This window comes from Prosthecobacter sp. (genome assembly GCF_044378005.1).
Classification (GTDB): domain Bacteria; phylum Verrucomicrobiota; class Verrucomicrobiia; order Verrucomicrobiales; family Verrucomicrobiaceae; genus Prosthecobacter.
This window is the reverse complement of sequence record NZ_JBILYB010000294.1, coordinates 1-3404: the sequence shown is the minus strand read 5'-3', so window position 1 is coordinate 3404 and position 3404 is coordinate 1. Positions and strand designations below refer to the sequence as shown.

The following is a 3404-nucleotide window of genomic DNA, read 5'->3' as shown; positions in this document are numbered from 1 at the left end:
ACCGCCTGGGCAGCGAAAGATATGAAGCTCCGCAAAGGATACTCGACCGAGCAGCGCATCGAGCATCTCTTTGCCAAGGCGCTAGGCCGCCAGCCCTCCACTGACGAGGTGCAGTCGCTCGTCGAGTTCCTCGATGACCAGGCCGAGGCCTACGCGCTGCCACCTGCCGCGCGTGGCTCGGACCAGCGACTTTGGACGGACCTTTGCCACGTCCTCATCAACGCCAAAGAGTTTCTCTACATCCCCTGATCCGCCATGCAGCCTTCACCACATAGCCGCCGCTCCTTTCTGCAAACCAGCGCCTCGGGCTTTGGCTGGCTCGCGCTGCAATCTCTCTTGGCAGATCGATCCTTCGGCTCGCAAGTGCAGCTCACCACACCGCACCTCGCACCGAAAGCGAAACGCGTCGTGTGGTTCTTTCTGGACGGCGGCCTCTCGCATCTCGACAGCTTTGATCACAAACCGCGCCTCACGCAGGATCAAGGCAAGCCGCTGCAAATCGCTGGTAAAAAAGAGGACATCACCGGGCGCACCACCAACGCCATTCTTGGCAGTCCCTTCGCCTTTCAGCGCTACGGCAAGTGCGGAAAGATGGTCAGCGATCTCTTTCCACACATCGGCTCCTGCGTGGACGACCTCACCTTTCTCCATGGAGTGCACGGCCCGTCACCCGATCACGAGAGCGCCATCGGCATGCTCCATGGTGGCTCACTCTTGCAAGGCTTCCCCAGCGTTGGCTCGTGGGCGCACTACGGCCTCGGTTCGGAAAATCAGAACCTACCCGGCTTCGTCGTCATGGGCTCGCGGAAGCGCATGTATCGCACCAATGGATTCCTGCCGCCGGTCCATCAGGGCTCGCCCTTTTTCCAGGACCCAGCCCGGCCACTGGCCGACCTCGTGATGGCGGAGAAGATCAAATCGCTCCAGCAAAACAAGATGCGGGCGGTGGGGCAGCTCGACCGCGACTTCCTGAAATCCTCCGCGCAGAATCAGATCATCGAGGCCGCCATCGCCAACCACGAAAAAGCCTACGTCATGCAGGATGCCGTGCCCGAGGCCACCGATCTTACCAAGGAGACCGCCGCCACCCTCGCGCTCTACGGCGTCGGCACCGAGCACAAGGAAACCGATGAGTTTGGCCGGCAATGCCTCGTCGCTCGGCGGTTGCTCGAGCGCGGCGTTCGTTTCATCGAGATCGTCAGCAACGGCTGGGACCAGCACGGCGACTTGAAGGAAAAACACGCCCAAAACGCCCGCGCCATCGACCGGCCCATCGCCGGGTTGTTGAAGGATTTGAAAGGTCGCGGCCTGTTGGAAGACACGCTTGTCGTCTTCGCCACCGAGTTTGGTCGCACGCCCAACACCGAAGGCGGCGGCACCAAACCGGGTCGTGACCATCATCCCTGGGGCTTCACCATTTGGATGGCCGGCGCTGGTCTCCGTCCCGGCACCAGCCACGGTCAGCTTGACGACTTCGGCTACTTCCCGGTCGAAGGAGCCGTCGATATTCACGACATCCACGCCACCGTCCTTCACCTCCTCGGCATCGACCACGAGCGCCTCACCTACCGCTACTCCGGCCGTGATTTCCGCCTGACGGACGTGCATGGCAAACTCGTTAAGGAGATCCTCGCGTGAAGATCTCAAGCCATCCACGACAAAAAGATGGGAGACAAAAACATCCATCTTTCTGTCTCCAATTTTTTTGTCGTCCCATGAAATACATCACCCTCTTTGCTCTCGCGTTTATCTGCTGCAAAGCCCACGCCGAGGAGCGCTACCTCCTCGCGGCGGACACGCAGGTCATTGAAATCAATCGTGCAGGCAAAGTGCTCACGGTTTGGAAGCATCCTGGTCACGGCGGCATTTATGATGCGGCTCGACTACCGGACGGTGGCATCGCGTATGCGCACAGAGGTGGTTTGGCGGTGTTTGATGCGGCGAAGAAGCTCGTCTTGGATCACAAGGCCGTTGCAGGCGCAAAAGGCGCGGAAGCGAACAGCGTGGCGGTGCTCGAAGGCGGCAAGAAGTTCGCATTGATGGACAGCGGCGTGAATCAGATCCGCATCGTCGATCAAAGCGGCAAGGTGGTGAGCGAGACAACACTGCCGGATCTCAAGGACGATCCGCTCCACTTTCGCTATCGCATGATTCGTGAAGTGCCGGGTGCGAATGCTTTCTGGGTCGGCCAATACGGCCGCAAAACGGTGCTGAAAGTCGAAACAGGCACGGGCCGCGTGTTGCAAAGCATTCCGCTCGATCCGCTGCTGAAGCCATCGCCCACGGTGAAGAAGGCTTTTGCCACCTTGCAGGCCAAAGACGGCTCGCTGTGGGTCGCCACATCGACGGGATGCCAGTTGCTGCACGTGGATGCGGTGGGCCAAAAAATCGGCTGCTGGACCACCGAAGACCTCGGCCTGCAATGTCGCTACCTGCTCGGCATGTCGCGTCTGGCCAATGGCAACCTGCTCATGGCCTGCGGGGATTATCACATGCAGAAAGCCGACGAGGGCCGCGATCTGCTGGCGGAGATCGACCAGGCCGGAAAAGTCGTTTGGAAACTCACGCGAGATCAGTTGGTGGATCAGATCGACGGCTACATCGATAAGAAAAGCGGCCTCGAAGAACTGCACATCACGAATGTTCACTTCTTTGAATCACTCACTCCAAAATCAGCCGCCACGAGCCCGATCCACCACTTCATCGACAAGCATTGCATCGACTGCCATGACGACAGCACAGCGAAGGGTGACTTCGACATCACCGCACTGACCTTTGATCTCAGTCAGGCCGAGACACGAGGCCGATGGACGCGAGTGTTTGATTTGATCGAAAAAGGCGACATGCCGCCGCCCGAGAAATCCAAAGTCAGCGCCGAGGAACGCAAAGCCGTCGTCTCGCAACTCAGCGCGAGCCTACTCGCCGCCGCAAAAGAAGAGACAGCGAAAAACGGTCGTGGTCCGGTGCGGCGCCTCACTCGTGTGGAGTTTGAAAACAACCTGCGTGCGCTGCTGAAGCTGCCAGACCTCGACATTCGCGACAAACTGCCCGAGGAGCGCGACGCGCATGGTTTCACCAAGGTCTCAGCACTGCTGGATATGTCGCATGTGCAGCTCGATGCCTATCTCGAAGCCACCGAGACCGCTCTGCGCACGGCGATGGCAGGCCCAAAGCCACCCGCAGCACCCGTGACGCAACGATTCACCGGCACGGAGCTTTTTCCAGGTCTGAATACCTTCGGCGAACGCGAGGCGATGTTCTTTGCGCGGAACAATCGCATGGTGCCCATCACTGCGGCGGAACTGAAAGCAATGACGCCTGAGCAACGCCGCGATCCCAGCTTGGAGATGGCGCTCTTTCTTTCCGCAACCTGGCCGTATTTTGGCTATCCGCCTGGCTTCCGT

Annotated in this window: 3 protein-coding genes; all 3 read left to right on the top strand. The window is 59.6% G+C overall.

Annotated elements, in window-relative coordinates; translation table 11 throughout:
• Window positions 1-249 (top strand): hypothetical protein (locus tag AC6FTP_RS26350; RefSeq protein ID WP_497209873.1); only part of this gene is annotated, 249 nt, incomplete at its 5' end.
• Window positions 250-255: 6 nt separating this feature from the next.
• Window positions 256-1638 (top strand): DUF1501 domain-containing protein, encoded by a 1383-nt coding sequence (locus AC6FTP_RS26345; RefSeq protein ID WP_497209872.1) that lies wholly within the window; start codon window positions 256-258, stop codon window positions 1636-1638.
• Window positions 1639-1715: 77 nt separating this feature from the next.
• The coding region (locus AC6FTP_RS26340) for a DUF1587 domain-containing protein (RefSeq protein WP_497209871.1) at window positions 1716-3404 on the top strand (1689 nt) is incomplete at its 3' end.

What these genes read in the sequence shown, in the direction of transcription:
- AC6FTP_RS26345 (WP_497209872.1), top strand. Translation starts at nt 256, where the DNA reads ATGCAGCCTTCACCACATAGCCGCCGCTCCTTTCTGCAAACCAGCGCC.